The organism is Leptothrix ochracea (assembly GCF_041083635.1).
Lineage (GTDB): Bacteria > Pseudomonadota > Gammaproteobacteria > Burkholderiales > Burkholderiaceae_C > Sphaerotilus > Sphaerotilus ochraceus.
This window is the reverse complement of record NZ_JBFPHB010000025.1, coordinates 55,802-74,991: the sequence shown is the minus strand read 5'-3', so window position 1 is coordinate 74,991 and position 19,190 is coordinate 55,802. Positions and strand designations below refer to the sequence as shown.

Annotated in this window: 11 protein-coding genes; 7 read left to right on the top strand and 4 right to left on the bottom strand. The window is 62.1% G+C overall.

Annotation, left to right across the window (positions count from 1 at the left end; genetic code table 11):
* Positions 1-28: 28 nt before the first annotated feature.
* From AB3X39_RS10370 to AB3X39_RS10360, 3 genes are read left to right on the top strand one after another with little or no spacing between them, the layout of a single operon-like run.
* Positions 29-3,187 carry an Eco57I restriction-modification methylase domain-containing protein gene (locus tag AB3X39_RS10370; RefSeq protein WP_369417302.1) on the top strand — a complete coding sequence of 1,053 codons (3,159 nt, stop codon included), beginning with the start codon at positions 29-31 and terminating at the stop codon, positions 3,185-3,187.
* Entirely contained in the window at positions 3,184-4,311 is a 1,128-nt protein-coding gene (locus AB3X39_RS10365; RefSeq protein ID WP_369417301.1) for an AAA family ATPase, read from the top strand. The genes AB3X39_RS10370 and AB3X39_RS10365 overlap by 4 nt, the downstream gene beginning before the upstream one ends.
* The gene (locus tag AB3X39_RS10360) at positions 4,308-4,901 is read left to right on the top strand and encodes a DUF4276 family protein (protein ID WP_369417300.1); all 594 of its coding nucleotides are present in this window, start codon (positions 4,308-4,310) and stop codon (positions 4,899-4,901) included. Before AB3X39_RS10365 ends, AB3X39_RS10360 begins: the two co-directional genes overlap by 4 nt.
* A 124-nt stretch (positions 4,902-5,025) precedes the next feature.
* On the opposite strand, the gene AB3X39_RS10355 is transcribed toward AB3X39_RS10360, so the two are convergent.
* From AB3X39_RS10355 to AB3X39_RS10345, 3 genes are read right to left on the bottom strand one after another with little or no spacing between them, the layout of a single operon-like run.
* Positions 5,026-7,245 (bottom strand): malate synthase G, encoded by a 2,220-nt coding sequence (locus tag AB3X39_RS10355; protein WP_369417299.1) that lies wholly within the window; start codon positions 7,243-7,245, stop codon positions 5,026-5,028.
* 55 nt (positions 7,246-7,300) lie between these two features.
* A complete protein-coding gene (locus AB3X39_RS10350; RefSeq protein WP_369417298.1) occupies positions 7,301-7,705 on the bottom strand; it encodes a heme-binding protein in 405 nt (134 codons plus the stop codon).
* Between the two features lie 17 nt (positions 7,706-7,722).
* Positions 7,723-8,472, bottom strand: a complete 750-nt coding sequence (locus AB3X39_RS10345) for a haloacid dehalogenase type II (protein ID WP_369417297.1) — start codon at positions 8,470-8,472, stop codon at positions 7,723-7,725.
* Between the two features lie 97 nt (positions 8,473-8,569).
* On the opposite strand from AB3X39_RS10345, the gene AB3X39_RS10340 reads away from it, so the two are divergent.
* From AB3X39_RS10340 to AB3X39_RS10330, 3 genes are read left to right on the top strand one after another with little or no spacing between them, the layout of a single operon-like run.
* Entirely contained in the window at positions 8,570-9,040 is a 471-nt protein-coding gene (locus tag AB3X39_RS10340) for a DUF2214 family protein (RefSeq protein WP_369417296.1), read from the top strand.
* Positions 9,041-9,059: 19 nt separating this feature from the next.
* The gene (locus AB3X39_RS10335) at positions 9,060-9,968 is read left to right on the top strand and encodes a LysR family transcriptional regulator (RefSeq protein WP_369417295.1); all 909 of its coding nucleotides are present in this window, start codon (positions 9,060-9,062) and stop codon (positions 9,966-9,968) included.
* Positions 9,969-10,019: 51 nt separating this feature from the next.
* Positions 10,020-14,084 (top strand): AAA family ATPase, encoded by a 4,065-nt coding sequence (locus tag AB3X39_RS10330; RefSeq protein ID WP_369417294.1) that lies wholly within the window; start codon positions 10,020-10,022, stop codon positions 14,082-14,084.
* Here the strand turns inward: AB3X39_RS10330 and AB3X39_RS10325 are convergent.
* Complete coding sequence (locus tag AB3X39_RS10325) at positions 14,081-14,899, bottom strand: carotenoid biosynthesis protein (RefSeq protein WP_369417293.1); 819 nt, start codon at positions 14,897-14,899, stop codon at positions 14,081-14,083. The two genes, AB3X39_RS10330 and AB3X39_RS10325, sit on opposite strands and share 4 nt — an antisense overlap.
* Before the next feature lie 57 nt (positions 14,900-14,956).
* Between AB3X39_RS10325 and AB3X39_RS10320 the strand changes: the two genes are divergently transcribed.
* A complete protein-coding gene (locus tag AB3X39_RS10320; protein WP_369417292.1) occupies positions 14,957-19,135 on the top strand; it encodes an AAA family ATPase in 4,179 nt (1,392 codons plus the stop codon).
* Positions 19,136-19,190: the final 55 nt, after the last annotated feature.

Genomic DNA, 19,190 nt, shown 5'->3' with positions numbered 1-19,190 from the left:
GGACTTGTTCGCCTCCAAGCTGCAAGCGATGGTGGTGGAGCTGTCCGAGTTGGACGCCACAGGCCGCCTGCCCGTGCTGGAGGCGGCCCGCCGCATCCAGGCCGCGCTGGACGTGGACAAGACCACCAAAAAATTCTTCACCGCCTACCAGCAGCAGCACTTGGAGCTGCTGGCTCACATCCAGGGCATAAACAACGAGCGCGATAAACGCTGGTACGCCAGCGTGCTGCTCAACCGGCTGATGTTCGTCTGGTTCTTGCAAAAGAAATTCTTTCTGGACGGCGGCAACGCCGACTACCTGCACACCAAGCTGGCGCAAAGCCAGCAGCGCGGGCCGAATCGGTTCTTTGGCGAGTTTCTTAACGCGCTGTTTTTTGAAGCCTTCGCCAAGCCCGAAGACGACCGCAGCCCTGCCGCCCAAGCGCTCACGGGCCAGATCCCCTACCTGAACGGCGGCCTGTTTCTGCACCACAAGCTGGAGCTGGATGCCACGGGCCAGCCGCGTGTCGGCACCACGCTGACCGTGGCCGACGCTGCGTTCCAAGGCATTTTTGACCTGTTCGCCAGCTTCACTTGGCATCTGGACGACACGCCCGGCGGCGATGCGGACGAGATCAACCCCGACGTGCTGGGCTACATCTTTGAGAAGTACATCAACCAAAAAGCCTTTGGTGCGTACTACACCCGGCCCGAAATCACCGGCTATCTGGCCGAGCGCAGCATCCACCAGATGATTCTGGAGCGGGTGCATCAGCCCGCCATTCCCGAGCTGGGACTCAAGGAAATCAAGTTCGACACCGTGCCCGACCTGCTGGCCCGCATGGACGCCCGCACCGCGCTGCGGCTGGTCAACGAGGTGCTGCCCAGCATCACCATCCTGGACCCGGCGGTGGGATCGGGTGCGTTTCTGGTGGCGGCGCTCAAGTGCCTCATCAACATCTATTACGCGGTGGTGGGCCGCGCTGAAATGGGCGCGAGCAGAGAGTTGAAAGACTGGCTGACCGGCATTCAGCACAACCATGCCAGCGTGGGCTACTACATCAAGCGCCGCATCGTCACTGACAACTTGCACGGCGTGGACATCATGGAAGAGGCTTGCGAAATCGCCAAGCTGCGCCTGTTTTTGTCGATGGTGTCTAGCGTCCGCAGGGTTGAGGATCTGGAGCCTTTGCCCAACATCGACTTCAACATCCTGCCCGGCAATTCGCTGGTGGGCTTGATGCGGGTGGATGAGCACGAGTTCAATAGTAAGCAGGACGACCTGTTTAAGCCCCAGTTCCGCGAATTGCTGGCTGAAAAAAACCGCCACCTAAACGACTACCGTCATGCTGCCGATGTGGTGGGCCAAGACATGAACCTGCGGGACTTGCGCGACAAGATAGACGCGGAGATGAAACAAGCTAGCGGCGTGATGAACGAACTGCTGCGCGACCAGTTTGAAGCGCTGGGCGTGAAGTACGAAGAAGCCCAGTGGGACGCCAAGAAAAAAGACCTGGGCAAGCCCAAAAAACGCCGGATTGAATGCAAGGACATTGACGCCCAGATGCCGTTTCACTGGGGTTATGTGTTTGACGAAATTATGCAGCGGCGGGGCGGTTTTGACATCATTCTTGCCAATCCGCCGTGGGAAGTTTTTAAACCGCAGGCCAAAGAGTTTTTTGCCGAATACTCCGACGTGGTCAGCAAAAACAAAATGACCATCAAGGAGTTTGAAAAAGAAAGCGCTAAACTGCTGCAAAACCCCGAAGTTCAGGCGGCGTGGCTGGCGTATGAAAGCCGGTTTCCGCACATGAGCGGCTGGTTTCGCGCCGCGCCCGAGTTCAAACACCAGAGTGCAGTGGTGGGAGGCAAGAAAACCGGCAGCGATGTGAATTTGTACAAGCTGTTTGTCGAGCGCAGTTTTCACCTGCTCAGGCCGGGCGGGCATTGCGGGATTGTGATTCCCAGCAGTATTTATACAGACCTTGGTGCAACGGGTTTGCGGAAAATGCTTTTTGATCAGGCCACAGTTGAATCATTGATTTCCTTGTCAAATGAAAAATACATTTTTGAAGGCGTTCATCACGCCCAAAAATTCTGTTTTCTGACGTTTGGCAAAGGTGGCAGCACCAAGCAATTTCAGGCCACTTTCCGAATCAATCCCCGTGAAGCAGTAAAGCCCGATGATTTGGCAAATTTCATCCAAACTGAAGCTAACTATGTGGCCATCTCGGTGGAACTGATCAAGCGCCTGTCGCCAGATAGTCATTCGGTGATGGAGTTCAAAGCCGAAGCCGACGTTTTAATCGCCGAAAAGATGCTGCACTTTCCGTTGCTGGGCGAACGGATTGAGGGGACGTGGAATTTGTCGCTGACGCGCGAATTTGATATGACTAATGACAGCCATTTGTTCAAAACCGAACCGGGGCCGGGGCGGCTGCCGCTGTGGGAAGGCAAGCAGTTTCACCAGTTTGATGCCAACTTTGCCAAGCCGCGCTACTGGTTGGACGAGAAGGCGGCGCGCGCCGAGTTGATGTCGTCGCGCATCAAGGCGGTGCGGCGCGAACTGGAAAAGCTGGGGGATGAGCCTGACCCCGGCTGCATCCGACTGAACTACGACAGCTATCGCATGGCGTTCAGGGATGTTACGGCCAGCACGAATGAACGGACGGTCATTGCCACAGTGTTGCCGCCCAAGCGCTTTTGCCCGCACACGGTGAGCCTGGAGCAGGTGTATGAGGACGTGGTGACCAAACAAGGGCATTCGAGCAAGCCCTACCTTGAACCCGCCGAACGCCTGTACGTCACCAGCGTCTTCAACAGCTATGTCGTGGACTGGTTCATTCGCCAGAGCGTGACGGCCCATGTGTCGTTTTTCTTTGTCTATAACCTTCCCGTTCCGCGTCTTTCGGCCAGTGATCCGCGTTTTTGGCTCATCGTCCACCGCGCCGCCCGCCTCATCTGCACCACGCCCGAATTCGATGACCTCGCCCAAGCCGTAGGCCTGAAAAGCCACCAGGACGGTGCCACCGACTCCACTGAGCGCGCCCGCCTGCGCGCCGAACTCGATGGCCTCGTCGCCCACCTCTACGGCCTGAGCGAAGCCGAATTCGCCCACATTCTGGGCACCTTTCCGCTGGTGGCCGAGCCGGTCAAGATTGCCGCCCTTAACGCATGGCGCGATGTGCAGAAAGGATTGATTTCATGAGACTGCAAAGCGTGCGTGTGCGCAACTTCAAAGCCATTGTCGATAGCAAGACAGTGAAGCTGGGGCCTTTGACAGCCTTCATTGGCAACAATGGCGCGGGCAAGTCGAGCCTGATCGAGGCGCTTGAGACCTACCAAAGCATCGTGCGTGATGGGCTGGACATTGCCATGCAGCGCTGGCTGGGCATAGAGCATGCGCGCCACAAAGGGCAGGAGGTTCGGCAGCGCCTTGGTGAGCCTGTCAACCCGATCCAGTTCCAGTTGTCGATTGGAGACAGTCCGCGAAAGGCTCGCCGCATCGAACTCGCCGTGAACAACGACCCCGCAGGCAACCGAATGATGATTTCCGCAGAGCGGCTTTCGCGCGGCGATGGCACATGGTTGGAGCGGGACCAGATCGGCGCGATTCAGACTTATGGCGCGGGGCGCTCTATTCTGGCGGGTGCTCTTGGTGAATACGTCGAACAAGTCCGCCATGTACTGTCCTGGCAGTTTCTGACCATGATTCCGGAACGCATGGGCTTGCCCGTGCCTCAGCAACGCACAGACGGTGGCGTTCGCCTGGCGCATGACGGGTCCAACGTCGCGGATTTTTTGCTCGACTTACGTCGGCAGGACACCCGCGCGTTCGATGGCATTGTGGAAACCATGAGTTTTGTGTTGCCCTATGCCAAAGACATTCAACCGTCGCTCACTTCGTCTGAGATCGAGCGCAAGGCATGGTTGCAATTGACCGAGGCCAATTTCAAGGTGCCCGGCTGGCTGCTGTCCACCGGCACGCTGCGGCTGCTGGCGCTGCTGGCCTTGCTGCGCCACCCCAAGCCGCCGCCGCTCATCGTCGTGGAGGAGATTGAGAATGGCCTGGACCCGCGCAGCGTGCATTTGATCGTGGAAGAAATTCGCAATGCCGTGCTCTCTGGCGTGACGCAGGTCATCGTCACGACACACTCGCCGTATTTGCTCGATTTGCTCAAGCTGGAGCATTTGGTGGTGGTGGAGCGCGACGCGCAGGGGCATCCGCGTTTTTCCAGACCCGCAGATCAGGCCAATTTGCAGCGCTGGGCGCAAGAGTTTGCACCGGGCAGGCTGTACACGATGGGCAACTTGACCGGGTTGGACGCATGATCGGTTTTATTTTCGAGTGCGGGCCGCAAGGGGCCGACAAGCATGTGTGCGAATACTTGGCCAGCCAGCTCCGGCCCGGCGTGAAGCTGATCTCGCGCACGATGGACAACAAGCTCAAGTTGCTCGCAGGCGCTGCCAGCGTGGCCAAGAGCCTGCTGGATGAGGGTTGTGAGCGGGTGCTAATCGTGTGGGACTTGCGCCCGGCCTGGCCCGACAAGAAAGAAAAGCCCTGCCGCGCCGCAGAACGGCAGACCTTGCTGGATGCGCTGACAAAAGCGGGCTTGCAGGGCCAGCCTGTGTACCTGGTGTGCGTGGAGCAGGAACTGGAGAGCTGGCTGCTGGCCGATGAGACCAAACTGTCGGCCTACCTTTCGACTGACTCCCGCGCCTATAGCGCCCCGAGAACGCGCCGCCCCGATGATGTGGTCAATCCCAAGTCAAGGGTGATGAAGTACTTCAAAGAGGCGCGTGGCTTGCGCTATGAAGACTATGTTCATGCCGTCAAGGTGGTGAAAACCGGGACGGTGAATCCGCAGCGTCTGCGGCAATCAAAGTCATTTGCCCGGTTTGAAGACAAGTTGAGTTGCTGAAGTCTGTGCGCATTTCATTATCTTTTGCCTAAAAAATAGGCACTTTCTGGCGTTCGTCTTGTGCGTTCAGAATTGAAAACGGCACCCGCAGGTGCCGCTCATCAAACCGCTAAAACCCGGCCAATCAAGCCGCGCCAGCCTTCACCTTCAGCCGCCACGCGTGCAGCAGCGGTTCGGTATAGCCGCTGGGTTGTTCCTTGCCCTTGAAGACCAGATCCAGCGCAGCTTGATACGCAGCACCGTTCGGGTTGGCGACCAGGCTCTTGTAGGCCGCGTCACCGGCGTTTTGGCCGTCCACCTTGGCGGCCATGCGGGCGAAGGTTTCGCGCACTTGGGCCTCAGTGACCACGCCGTGCAGCAGCCAGTTGCAGATGTGCTGGCTGGAGATGCGCAGCGTGGCGCGGTCTTCCATCAGGCCGATGTCATTGATGTCGGGCACCTTCGAGCAGCCCACGCCTTGATCGACCCAGCGCACCACGTAGCCCAAGATGCCTTGGGCGTTGTTGTCGATTTCTTGCTGGCGCTCTTCAGCCGACCACGTCGCTTCAGCCACCACCGGGATGGTGAGCAGGTTGGCCATCAACTGCGCGGTCAGCTCGGCGTTGTCGGCGTCGCCGCTGGCTTCGATCTGCTGCTGCACTTCAGCCACGCTGACTTGGTGATAGTGCAGTGCGTGCAGCGTGGCAGCGGTCGGGCTCGGCACCCAGGCGGTGTTGGCACCGGCTTTGGGGTGACCGATCTTTTGCTTGATCATTTCAGCCATCAGATCCGGCATGGCCCACATGCCCTTGCCGATTTGGGCGCGACCGCGCAGGCCGCAGCTCAAGCCGATCAGCACGTTGCGACGCTCATAAGCGGCAATCCAGGCACTGCTCTTGATATCGCCCTTGCGCATCATCGGGCCCGCGTGCATGGCGGTGTGCATCTCGTCGCCGGTGCGATCCAAGAAGCCGGTGTTGATGAAGGCCACGCGGCTGGCGGCCGCAGCGATACAGGCTTTCAGGTTGACCGAGGTGCGGCGCTCTTCGTCCATGATGCCGAGCTTGACGGTCGAATCCGGCAGACCGAGCAGTTGCTCAACGCGGCCGAACAACTCACCCGCAAAAGCCACTTCTTCCGGGCCGTGCATCTTGGGCTTGACGATGTAGACCGAACCTTTGCGCGAGTTGCAGACTGGGCGGCCGCCGATCTCGGCACCGTGGCGTTGCAGGTCATGCAGCGCGATGGTGGTGGTAACCACTGCATCGAGGATGCCTTCGGGAATCTCACGCCCTTCAGCGCCCCAGAGGATCGCAGGGTTGGTCATCAGGTGGCCGACGTTGCGCACGAACATCAGCGAGCGGCCATGCAGCACCACGTCGCCGCTGCCTTCGGGCGTGAGGTAGACGCGGTCGGCGTTCAGGCGACGGGTGAAGGTCTTGCCGCCCTTGGCGACTTCTTCGGTCAACGTGCCGAGCTGAATGCCGAGCCAGTTGCTGTAGGCCAGCACCTTGTCTTCAGCGTCCACCGCCGCAACCGAGTCTTCCAGGTCGAGGATGGTCGAGAGCGCAGCTTCGACGATCACGTCTGACACGCCAGCAGCGTCACTCTTGCCGATGGTGGTTGAGCGGTCGATCTGGATGTCGAGGTGCAGGCCGTTGTGGACCAGCAGCACGGAGGTCGGGGCGCTGGCCGCGCCTTGGTAGCCGGCGAAAACGCCGTGGTCGCGCAAGCCAGTGACCGTGCCGTCCTTCAACGTGACCGCGAGTTGGGCATCGACCACCGCGTAGCCGCTGGCTTCAGCGTGGCTGCCGGTGGCCAGCGGTGCCGCTTGGTCGAGCACTTGGCGGGCGTAGGCGATGACCTTGGCGCCGCGCACCGGGTTGTAGCCCCGGCCCTTGTCGGCGCCGTCGGTTTCAGGCAGCACATCGGTGCCGTAGAGCGCGTCGTAGAGCGAACCCCAACGGGCGTTGGCGGCGTTCAGGGCGTAGCGCGCGTTCAGGATCGGCACCACCAGCTGCGGACCGGCTTGCAGCGCCAGCTCGGCGTCCACGTTCGAAGTGGTCGATTGCACGCTCTTCGGCACCGGCACGAGGTAGCCGATCTCGGTCAGGAACGCTTGGTAAGCGGCCATGTCGGTGATCGGGCCGGGGTGGGCGGTGTGCCAAGCATCCATTTGCAGCTGGATCTGATCCCGCTTGGCCAACAAGGCGGCGTTCTTCGGCGCCAAGTCAGCCACGAGCTGATCAAAGCCGGCCCAGAAAGCAGCGCTGGTCACGCCCGTGCCGGGCAGCACCTTGTCTTCGATAAAACGGAACAGCTCGGTGGCCACTTGCAGGCCATGGATGGAAGTGCGTGCAGTCATGTTGAACAACTCAGAGACTCAGAGGTTAAGGATCAAAAAAGAAGCGAAACAAACATCAGCCCAAAGCGGCGATACCGGCTTTGGCGATCTGGGCGTCTTGCGCGGACGTGACGCCCGAGACCCCCACCGCACCGATGACTTGGCCATCGATAAGGATCGGCACGCCGCCTTCGAGCATGCCTTGCAGCAACGGTGCCGACAAAAACGAGGTGCGCCCGCCGTTGATCATGTCTTCATAGACCTTGGACTCGCGCCGACCCAAGGCCGAGGTGCGGGCCTTTTCGGGGGCGATGTAGCTGCTGAGCGGTGCGGCGCCATCAAGGCGGATCTGGCCGAGCAGATGGCCGCCGTCATCGACCACGGCGATGCTCACGGCCCACTGGTTGGCTTGGGCTTCAGCGCGCGCAGCCGCCAAGATACGGTCGATGTCGTCAAGGCCAAGCACAGCTTTGGTTTTCATACAGGTCGCCTCAAGGGTCAGGATGTGGTGGGGAAAAAACCCAGCACCTCGCGCAAACTGGCGGCGGTGCGGGTGGGGGTGCCGGTGGGGGTGTCGAGTTGCTCGGGCGGCAGGCCAGCACGGTTCACCCACAAGGTGGTGTAGCCGTACCACGTCGCACCGAGCGCGTCCCAGCCGTTGCTGGAGACAAAAAGAATCTGTTTGGCGGCCAAGCCCAGCGTTTGCGGCCCCAGGGCGTAGGCGCGCGGATCGGTCTTGAAGGCGCGCACCGCTTCGACGCTGATGACATGCTCAAGCACGTTTTCTAGGCCCGCGCTCCGAACCGCCACGCCCAGCATGGCCGGGTCGCCGTTGCTCAAGATACCGGCTGGAATGCCGCGCGCCTTCAAGGCTTCGAGCACCTCACGCACCTCGGGGAAGGCTGAGAGCGCCCGGTACTGATTCATCAGCCGGTCTTCGCCGTCGCGGCCCAGATCAAGCTGGAGACGCAGGGCCGCAAAACGCAGGGCCGCGCGGGTCAGCTCCCAGAACGGCCGGTAGCGCTCACCGCCGGGCGCGCTCATGGTGACAAGGCGGGTGTATTCGATCTGCTTGTCACGCCACAACACCGCCAGCGCCTCGCCGCGCCCCGGGCAGAGCTGCTCAGCCAACAAGGCCACGCTGTAGACATCAAACAGCGTGCCGTAGGCGTCAAACAGCACCGCCTTGGGCGCAGCACCCACGGCAGGGCCGGAGACAGACAGAGAGCGAGCAGCGATTTTTTCCATGGCCACGACTGTATTTCAACCTTGATCAAACATTGATACTCAAAATAGCGAATCATTCATGACTCTATTGAACATAATCTGACTTGGCAATCTCATGATGAACCTCGAAGTCTGGCTCGCTTATCTCCATGTGGCTTGCATCCTTGGCTGGGTGGTGTTTGTCACCAGCGAGGCCGCGCTGCTGCGGGCCGAGTGGCTCAACGGGGCCGTGATCGAGCGCCTAGCGCGGGTGGATCGCATCCTCTGGATCTGCTGGGCAGCGGTGTTGCTCAGCGGTTTGGCCCGGGCCTTTTGGGGTTTCAAGGGCGCACATTGGTACTGGAGCCAACCGCTGCTGCATGCCAAGCTGAGCCTGTTGGTGTTGCTCGGTGCCAGCGCCATCCCCACCCACCAACGCCTGAATCTCTGGCTGAAGCAATGGCAGCACGATCAACGCCTGCCTGGCGCTGCCGAGATCCAACAGGTCCGCCGCCGCGTCATGGTCGGCGCGCATCTGATGCTGATCATTCCGCTGCTGGGCGTGGCCTTGGCGCGTGGTGTGTGGTGTGTGGACCCGTTAATCCGTTGACCGGCTGCGTGGATGCCTCATGGACCGCCTCAAGCAACTTCAAACCTTGGTCGCCATTGCCACCAAAGGTAGCCTGACCGCCGCCGCCCAAGCCGAAGGCATCGCCCCGGCGGTGATCGGGCGGCGCATCGACGCGCTTGAAGAGCGCTTGGGCGTGAAACTGCTGGTGCGCACCACGCGGCGCATCAGCCTGACGCACGAAGGCGCGGCTTTTCTGGAAGACGCGCAGCGCATCTTGGCCGATCTGGCCAACGCCGAGGCCAGCGTCAGCGCCGGCGGTGTCAAGGCCAGCGGCCATCTACGCATCACCGCCCCGGCGGGTTTTGGGCGACGTCATGTGGCCCCTTTGGTGCCCAAGTTCCTCGCCTTGCACCCCGAGGTGTCGATCTCGCTGAACCTCTCGGACCGCGTGGTCGATATCGTCAACGAGGGCTTCGACTGCGCCGTGCGGGTGGGCGAGTTGCAAGACTCCAGCTTGGTGAGCCTGCGGCTGGCCGACAACCGCCGGCTGTGCGTCGCCACCCCGGCCTATCTGGCCCGCGCGGGCACGCCGCAGCAGCCGTCCGACTTGGCACGCCATGACTGCCTGACCCTGTCCTCCGACGCCAGCCAAACACGCGGCTGGGCTTTCGTCATCGACGGCCAAGTGCAATACCTGCGCCCCAGCGGCCGCATCGATTGCAGCGACGGCCAAGTGCTGCACGCGTGGTGCCTTGAAGGTTTGGGCATCGCTTGGCGCAGCACGTGGGAAGTGGCCGGCGACATCAGCGCCGGTCGCCTGCGCAGCGTGCTGGAGCCCTTTGCCGCGCCGCCCAACGGCATCCACGCGCTCTTTCCCCACGCCCGCCACCTCGCCTTGCGCGTGCGCCTGTGGATCGACTTTCTCAAACACAGCTACAGCGCCCCGGGCTATTGGGGCGCGACCTGAGCTGGGGATGGTGCATCGTCTTATGACTCATGTATAAGCGACGGCTTCATCATGAAGCCAAACACACTGCATCGATTTGTCCCCCAATCCACGCGCAGGCGGGCGCAGCTCGGGCCGATGTTGCAACCGGAAATGGATGGCAACGTCAGCGGGGCCTTGTTTGTTGCTGACATTGCGGGCTTCACGGCCTTGACCGAACTGAAGGCGCGCGCCGGGCAAGCAGGCATCGAAGAGATGCAACTCATCTTGACCAGCTGCTTCGAGCGCGTCGTCTCGATCATTGAAGAAAGCGGGGGCGAGGTCTTCAAATTTGCCGGCGACGCCACTTTGGCATGGTGGCCGGCCACGGGACCGGATTTGCATGATGTGACCTTGGCTTCCGCCGCCGCCGCCCTGCGCATCCAGGCGCTGGTGCCTGAGCTCGCCACCACGCTGGGTGTGCCGCTGAGCCTGCGCATTGGCATCGGTGCCGGCCGCTTGTTCACGGCGACGGTCGGCGGAGAAACCGGCCGTTGGGAAGTCTTGCTGGGCGGCGAGGCGCTGCGCCAAGTGGCCAACACCCCCACCGTGGCCTCGGGCCAAGTCACGCTCTCCCGAGAGGCTTGGGCGCTGCTGCGCCAAGATTGCGGTGGCGAGCCGATCACTCAGGGTGAACACAACGGCTTTGTGATCCACAGCCTGACACCGCCGCCGCCCCGCCCAATCTATCCGGATCCGGCCACGCCGGAACCCAGCACCACGCAACTCGCGCCCTTCGTGCCGCGTCATCTGCTTCAGCGCCTGCTGGCCAACCCGCATGACCCGCTGGCCGAGTTGCGCTCGGCCAGTGTGCTGTTCGCCATCGCGCCAGTGCCGACCGATCTGGCCGACTTGCAACAGTGTGTCCAAACCATGCAACGCAGCGTCTACAGCACCGGGGGCAGCGTGGTGCAGTGCCTTGTGGACGACAAGGTGCACCTCGTGCTCGTGGCCGCTTGGGGCATCCCCGGCAGCAGTTATCCCGATGATGCCGAACGGGCAATGCGCGCAGCCCACACCCTGCTCGCCAGCCGAACCGCCGAAGGACACACCATCTCGGTGGGTGTCGCCAGCGGCCGGATCTTTGCTGGAGTACGCGGCGGCGGCAGCTCGCGGGCGGAATTCGCCCTGATCGGCGCGGTCGTCAATCTGTCGGCCCGTTTGGCCCAAGCCGCGCAAGGACGGGTGTGCTGTGATGAAGCCACCGCCCGCACCGTTCAGGCCATCGACTTCAAGGCCTTGCCGCCCACACAGCTCAAGGGCATCGGTTGGGTCACGATCTACGCCTCGCTGGGTCAGCGCCGGGTGGATCTCTCCAACGCCGGGGCCTTGATCGGACGGGAGACCGAACGCACCCTGCTGATGAACGCCTTGGAACGGGTGGTGAACAACCCCAACACCAGTGTGGCGCTGCTGGTGGAGGGCGAGGCCGGCATCGGCAAATCCCATCTGTGCAGCGCCTTTGCCAAAGCGGTGCGCGAACAAGGCCTGATGCTGGCCAGTGGGGCCAGCGATCCGCTTGATGACTCGGCGGCCTACCAACCGCTGCGCCGGGTGTTTGACACCTTACTCGGACTGGAAGATGAGCCCCTCCACAGCCGACGCCAAGAACGCGTGCTGATGCTTCTGGGCGAAGACCCCGCCTGCCGCGAACGGGCCAGCTTGTTGGCTGCCGTCTTGGATCTGGACTTGCCGCCCTCGCCCATCGAACAACAGATGAGCGGTCGGGGCCGCATTGAGGCCACCACCGATTTGCTGGTGCAACTGCTGCAAGCCACGCACGCCGGCGTCGCACGGGTCCTGTTGCTCGAAGACCTGCACTGGCTGGATTCAGCCTCTTGGGATGTGCTGGAACACGCCGTACGCCGCTGCCCTGGGTTGGTCATGTTGCTGAGTTCACGCCCTTTGGCGGACGACACCCCCTACGGCGCGCTGTTCGACACCTCGGACGCCATGCGCTTGCGTCTGCGCCCGTTGGGGGAGTCGGCCGTGCGGGACATCATCGCCTCCGAACTGAATGTCAACGATGTTCCCGAGGCGGTGCTGCGAGCCGTGGCCGACACCACCCAAGGTCTACCCCTGTTTGTGCGGCAGGTGGTGGCCGCGCTGGTGGACCGTGGGATCGTGCGGAACACCGCTGGGGCACTGAGCTTTGATGCGCACGCCCTGGCCCACTTCACCATCCCTGACACCATCCAAGGGGTGGTGATCTCGCGCATCGACCACCTCTCACCTCACCAACAAAGCACCCTCAAGGCCGCCAGCGTGATCGGGCGCAATTTCAGCCTCGACGCCCTAGGCAGCGTGGATGCGGGCCACACCCAAGCGGATCTGGGCATGCTGATTGAAAGCGGCCTGATCGAACAATCAGGCGACAAAGATCACTTCCAGTTCAGCCACGCGCTGGTCCGCGACGCGGTCTACAGCTTGCTGCCTTTCAGCTACCGCCGCCGACTGCACGCCGCCCTGGGCGCTTGGTACGAGCGCCATGCGGGCGACAACCCGTTGATGCTGTCGCGCATCGCCAACCACTGGACCCAAGCCCACGACTCGGTGCGTGCGCTGCATGCCTTGGAGCAAGCCGGCACCCATGCGCTGCGCACCGGGGCCAACCGCGAAGCGCAAGCTCTGTTCAACCGACTGATCCATCTCACGGCGCACGGCTTTGGGGAAGGCGCTCACCAGCCGGTGCCCACCAGCACCGAGGCTCTCGCCCGCTGGCATCTGAACCTCGGTTTGGCCAATTACCACATGGGGGAGCTGGAACATGGCCGCAGCGTGCTCGAAACCACGGCCCGCTTGCTGGGCCATGCCTTGCCCAGTCCTCCCATGATCAACCCCTCTCTGGCCTTGGAGGTGGCGCGCGCTGGCGCCCGACAGTTGATCAGCGGTTGGCGCAAGCGCAGCCCCTTGCATGCCGATGACCTGGATCAAAACACCCATGCACGCCGCACGGCCGAGGTGCTCAGTACGTTGGGCCGGATCTATCACCTGACCCAACGACCGAGCTACACCATGTACTCGATGTTGCGGCGTTTCAACCTGCTTGATCGCCGCCCACCCAGCCCCGAACAGATGGTGGCCTTCAGCGGCATGATGTACCTCACCACCATGATCGGCCAACATCGCTGGGCCGATGCCTACGCGGCCCGCGTCATGGAGGTGAATCGGCGCTTGCACAACCCTCTGGCCTATGCCGACGCCACCATGAGCATTTCCTTGGCCTACCTCGGCCAAGCCCGCTGGGAACCCTGTGAGCGCCTTGCGGGTGAATCTGAACAGATCTTCCACCGCTTGGGCGAACGCCAACCGCGCATGGTGATGGTTTCGGTGCTGGCCAATGCGGCCGAATTGCGCGGCGACTTCGAGCGCTCCATGCGGCTGTACCGACTGGTGCAAGAGTTGGCCGACGCCGTGGGCGATCAGCTCGGCCAATGCTGGGCTGCTGGGGGCTTGGCGATGCTGGCGATTCGACAGGGCTGCTATGACGAAGGTATCGCGCAAGCGCGTTTGGCCGTCACCTTGGCTCGGGCGAGCGGTGAGGCCGCTTCATACCTGTCTGATATCGGTCTGCTGGCCCTGAGTCTTTTCGAAGCCGGTGATCTGGCGGCCGCCCGCTTGCTGGTCGATGAAGGTCTGGAGCTGATCGCCAAACTGTCGGTCTTTGCCACCGCCCACCATGTTCTGAACGGCTTGGACACCTTCTCCGAACTGGTGCTGCGCTTTTGGGAGCGTGAATCGCCCCCACCCGGCAGCCCGGCATGGCGGCAATGGGCGCGGGATGCTGAGCTGGTGACCTCCCGCCTGCGGGGTTACGCCCGCACCTTCGCCATCGGCAAACCCATGGCGGCGCAGCGCCGGGCCATGCAGCACTGGCTGCACGGTCGCCACGCCAAGGCTTGGGTGTCGTGGCATCGAGCCATCACAGCAGGCAAGCAAGCGCAGATCCCTTATGAAACGGGCAAAGCGAACTTGGCCTTGGCACAGCATCTTCCCAGCGGGAGTGCTGAGCAGCGCCAACATGCCGAACAAGCCTCCTTGATCTTCGAGCGCCTTGGTGCGCTGGGAATGTTGGCGCAAGCGCGAGCGCTGCTTTAGTGGGACAGGGATGGGTGGCTCGGATGATTGAGCGACCATTGACGCCAACCCGCCAGCGCACACAACAGCGGCATGCCCATGGCAAAGACCGCGATGGAGCGCGTCTCCACCGGGAAACCCGCCACCACTTGGAAGGCCATCAGCCCGGCGTAGATCCACACCGGGATCAAGACATCGCGCGGCCGCCAAGCCCCAGCCGGCTGGATCGACACCGTCGGCACCGCCACGCGAAAAACAACAACGATGGCCAAGCTCACCAGCATCCAGCCTACAAAGCCTTGCACCGTTTCGCCAAACCACGCGCCATCGGTCTTGGTCATGATCCACGCCTTGAGCTTGAAGACCATATAAGGGTCCGCGCCCAAATCGTAGGCCGTCACGATCATGGCGGCCAGCAGCGACGACAGCGCCCCATTCACCCGGTCGGTGGATGCCTCCACCGGCGCATGCCAGAGGATCAGGTTGGCCATCAGGTAGGCGATGTAGGTCAGAGCGAACCACATCAGGGGGATCACGATGGGCACATCACCGAGGCAAGGACCGAGAACGGCGGTGTAGTCGTAACTGCCAAAAAACCAGCCGTAGGACGAGCCCATCTGTTCAGCAAACCAACCCAAGCCCAAGGCGATGGCGATAAATTTGAGCGCCGCACTGCGGCCCAGCACATGCACGGCACTGGAGGCACAAGCGGCGAACATCCCCAAAGAACTCAGGATGAGCGCCCAAGTGAGACCGCCGTAACCCAGCACCCACCCAGAAGACGACACGTTGTCCACCCGCCACTCCGATCCATCAAGCTTTGCGAAGACCACCATCTTAGTGATGCGCAAAGCAGGAAGCGCAGGTTATAAGCCGAGAAAGAGAGGAAACCCGTGAGCCTTTTACATGCGCCCGCTCACCCGAGGCCTTTGACCTTGCATCGCTTCGTTCCAGCCTTTGCCCGCAGCCATGTTCAGCGGGTGCCTGCGCTCGCACCGTCGTGGGATGGCACCCAATCTGGGGTGGTGCTGATTGCTGATTTGGCGGGCTTCACCGCGTTGACGGAAGAAAAAGCGCGCCGAGGCCAAGCTGGCATCGAAGCGATGCAAACCATTTTGAATGGCTGCTTCGAACACCTCGTCTCGATCATTCAGGCAGGCGGGGGTGAGGTCTACAAATTTGCCGGTGATGCCACGATCGCTTGGTGGCCCGCGCGCAAGGGCCATGACCCACAAAGCCTGCGTGACCTCATGCTGGCCGCCACCACCACCGCCCAACGCTTGCAGGATTTGGTCCCCGATTTGGCGGCGATCTTGCACGTCCCACTGAGCCTACGCATCGGCATTGGCGCAGGACCGGTGTTCACCGCCATCGTCGGGGGGGTCGGCGATCGCTGGGAAGCCGTGTTGGGGGGCGAAGCTTTGCAGCAAGTCGCAACGATTCACCACCTGCCCCCCGGCCAAGTGGTGCTTTCACCGCAAGCCTGGCGACTGATCCACACCGATAGTCACGGCGATATACGCACCGATGGCAGCGTGCTGCTGCATCACTTCACCCACCCACTCGGACCGCTTTCGCAGGCGCTCAAACACACCCTAGCCCCGGCTCCCGAGCCCGCCACGCAGGCGTTAACCCCCTTCATCCCCCGCCATGTGGTTCAGCGCCTACACACCGAGTCCTTGGAAAGTCTGGCGGAAATGCGCTCGGTCACCGTGCTCTTTGCCATCATGTCGCCACCCAGCCATCTGAAGGCCCTGCAGCGCTGCACCGAAGCGGTCCAGCGGAGTGTCTACGCCAGCGGCGGCAGCATCTTGCAATGCTTGGTGGACGACAAGGCCGCGTTTGTCATGATCGCGGCGTGGGGGATTCCAGGCAGCAGCTATGCCGATGATGCCGAACGCGCACTGCGCTCCGCGCATGGCCTGTCCAGCGTTCTCAGCCACCAAGGGGATGAGGCGGCAATCGGTGTGGCCAGTGGACGCGTGTTTGCTGGCCTGCGTGGCAGCCCATCGCGGGCCGAATTCGCCTTGATCGGCTCGGTGATCAACATGGCGGCACGGCTCGCCCACCATACGGCTCAGACGAGCCATGGCATGCTGAACTCGGGGGTGTTTTGTGACGAGGCCACGGCCCGAGCTGTCCCATCCATCGGCTTTGCCATGCACACCGACACAGCCCTGAAGGGCTTGGGCAAGGTCACGGTCTTCGAGTCCTTGGGCCAGCGGGTCAGCGTCGGCTTGCATACCGGAGCCCATACCCGTGTGATGCTCGGGCGCGAGGAAGAATTGGCGCAGTTGCTGCATGTCCTGCAAGCCATCACGGACGAGCCTGAACTCAGCCGAGCCGTGCTGATCGAAGGTGTCGCAGGCATTGGCAAATCACATCTGTGCCACGCCTTTGCGCAAGCCGTCCATGCCCGAGGGGGCATGCTGGCGATGGGAGCCAGCGATCCCTTGGATCACGCCTCCGCCTATCGCCCCTTGCGCAGCATCTTCAACACCCTTTTGGGGTTCAGCAGCGACACCGGGCCGGCCCAACGCTACGAGCGGGTCCGAGCCTTGTTGGAGGAGCCCGAACATCAAGCGCGAATCAGCCTCCTCAGCACCTTCCTCGATTTGGATCTTCTGCCGTCGAACCTCGAAGAACAGATGAGTGGCCGGGGACGCATTGAGGCCATGACGGAGCTGCTGATTCAGCTGTTGAACGCCACCGACACCGGGGTGATTCGGGTGGTGATCGTCGAAGACCTGAATTGGCTGGACTCCGCTTCTTGGGGCGTGCTTGAAGCCGCAGTGCATCGTTGCTCAGGCCTGCTGCTGATCTTCAGCGCCCGTCATCTTCTCGCCGACGACCCGCATGCCGCGCTGTTCAGTGGAGCCCACCCAGAACAAACCCTGCGGATCAGCTTGGCCCCCTTGGGCGAGATCGCCGTGCGCAGCATCATCGCCGCCGAACTGAACATCGCGGTCGTCCCCGAAGTGGTGCTGCGCGCCGTGGCCGACAAGACCCAAGGTCTGCCCCTGTTTGTGCATGAAGTCGTCGCGACCTTGGTCGATCGGGGCATTGTCAAAAGCTCGGCAGGTGTGCTGAGTTTTGATCGCCAAGCCTTGGCCGACTTCACCATCCCCAACACCATTCAAGGGACGGTGGTCTCACGGATCGACTGCCTGAATCCCCACCAGCAGAGCTTGCTCAAAGCAGCCAGCGTGGTCGGCAACAGCTTCAGTCTGGCGGCTTTGTGGGTCATCGTCACGGCCCAGAAAACCGCGCATGACACCCACGACGCCAGCCCCATCGAGCAAAACGACCTCAACGTTTTGGTGCAAAGCGGGCTGATCGAACGCACCCGCGAGCCCACTCAATTTCAGTTCAGTCACGCCTTGGTCCGCGAAGCGGTCTACAGCCTGTTGCCGTTCAAACACCGTCGCACGCTGCATGCAGCCCTTGGGGCGTGGTACGAGCAGCATGCCAACAATGACGCCGTGATGCTGGCGCGGATCGCCAATCACTGGGCCCAAGCCCATGATCCCGTGCGCGCGCTGCATGCCTTGGAGCAAGCCGGCAACCATGCGCTGCGCTGCGGTGCCTACCGCGAAGCCCAAGAACTCTTTCATCGCCTGATCATGTTGACCCGGCAAGGGTTCGGGGAAGGTTCTGATCACCCCATCGCTGCTGAACCGCAGAGCCTGAGTCGTTGGCACATGCATGTGGGGATGTCCAGCTACAACTTGGGTGAGCTCCAAACAGCCCGCGATGAGCTGGAAACCACCGCTCACCTCTTGGGCTACACCTTGCCCAGCTCGCGGCGCATCGGCATCGTGCTCGGTCTTGAAATGGCGCGAACCTTGTTGCGCTCGTGGTATCCCCACCGTCGGCGACAGGCTCCTAGCGAAGAACTCCAACAAGCACTCCACGCTTCGGCGGTCTTGGGGACCCTCGGACGCATCTACCACCTCATACAAGAGCCGTTCTACACGATGTACACCATCGTGCGTCGCCTCAACGTGCTTGAGTCCTATGCCAACGACACCTCCGAACGGTTGGAGGCTTTGGGCGGGATGATGTACCTCAGCACCGTGATTGGTCACCACAGCTTGGCGGAGCGCTATGCCAACCGCTGTCTAAGTGCTGACGATATTCGCCGGCAACATCCCTTAGCGCATGCCGAGGCGATGGTCCCCCTGTCTTTGGCCTACCTCGTGCAAGCACGCTGGGAACTGTGCGAACGCACCGGCAACGAAGCCGCGCAGACGTTCCAGCAACTCGGTGAGCGCCAATCCCGCATGGTGATGATCTCGATCTTGGCCAACGCCGCCGAGTTGCAGGGCGATTTCGAATGCTCGGCGCAGCTCTATACCCTGGTACGACGCTTGGCCGAGGAAGTGGGTGATCAGCTCGGCCAGTGCTGGAGTGCGGGTGGCTTGGCCATGCTGGCCATCCGCCAAGGCCGCTATGAGGAAGGCATCGAATGGGCCCGTCGAGGCGTGACGCTGGCCCAAGCCAGCGGTGAGGCGGTGTCCTATCTCGCCGATACCGGCCTGCTGGCCATGAGTCTTTTTGAAGCCGGCCAAGTACCCGCCGCTCGCGCCTTGGTCGATGAGGGCATCTCGCTGCTGGCCGCACTGCCGCACACCCCCACGGCCCACCACGTCATGAATGGGCTCGATACCTTTTCCGAACTGATCCTGCGCTTTTGGGAACTTGATGCACCATCACGCGGTAGTCCCTCGTGGCGCCGCTGGGCTCGCCACGCCGCCATGGCCACCACACGCATGAGCGGCTTTGCCAAAGTCTTCACCATCGGCTCACCCATGGCCGTCCAACGCCAAGCCATGCAGCACTGGCTGCACGGCCGCCACGCCAAGGCCATCAAGGCGTGGAAGCACGCCATCACCGAAGGTGAACGCATGCGCATCCCTTTCGAAACCGCCAAAGCGCATTTCGAACTCGCGCGCCATCTCCCCCCCAGCGACCCCGAGCACCACCACCACACCCTCCAAGCTCTCACCCTTTTTCAAAGCATCGGGGCCTACGGCTTGGCAGAACGCGCCCGATCATTGGCCTCGGCATGAACCCTTGCCCTTGATCCAAAGTGCTTGCCCAGCAGCCGAGGTGCGAGACAATCGA